Genomic DNA, 535 nt, shown 5'->3' with positions numbered 1-535 from the left:
TGGAAGGCAACAGCGCTGGCGCCGTCGCGGGCGCTGGGGCGGGCCGCAATGCCGTGGAAAACAACCTGCTGGCGAACAAGTACGGCGTCGAGCGACTGGATCAAACCAGCCGGGCGTTGTACGAAAAACTCAAGGCCGCCGGCATCGGCAGCGTCGATGAGTTGCAGGAGCGGTACAAGGCTTGCGCGGGTAAAGGTGACTGCGAGCGGGGTATTCGCAACGAGTACCGACAGCAGGAAAATCAGGCAGGAGAAAAACTTGCTGACCTGTACCAGAGCGGCAGGCTGAGCCGGGAGGAATATCAAATCCTGGTGACGGATTATGCCATTGCCATGATGCGAGGGGTGCAAGACGGGCAACGCAATGGCGAGGGTGCCGGTGCATTCGATATCTATGCGTTGTCGGGCCAGGATTGGTCACCCTTGGGAGGCATTACCAATCCGCATCTTGGTGCGATGAGGGCCAGTGAGCAAATCGCGGAATGGAAACGGCAAGGGTTAAGTGACGATAAGATCAGTACCCTGGCGCATCAGGA

Annotated in this window: 1 protein-coding gene; it reads left to right on the top strand. The window is 58.7% G+C overall.

The genetic code is table 11. The features are described from left to right. Nucleotides 1–535, top strand: a 535-nt coding sequence (locus tag NPS47_RS25370; protein WP_274297444.1) for a VENN motif pre-toxin domain-containing protein, incomplete at both ends; no start/stop codon positions are given.

The sequence above is a fragment of the Pseudomonas putida genome (genome assembly GCF_028682475.1).
Taxonomy (GTDB): Bacteria; Pseudomonadota; Gammaproteobacteria; order Pseudomonadales; family Pseudomonadaceae; genus Aquipseudomonas; species Aquipseudomonas putida_AG.
Note: the sequence above shows the minus strand (reverse complement) of the source record. Positions and strands in the feature narration are given on the sequence as shown.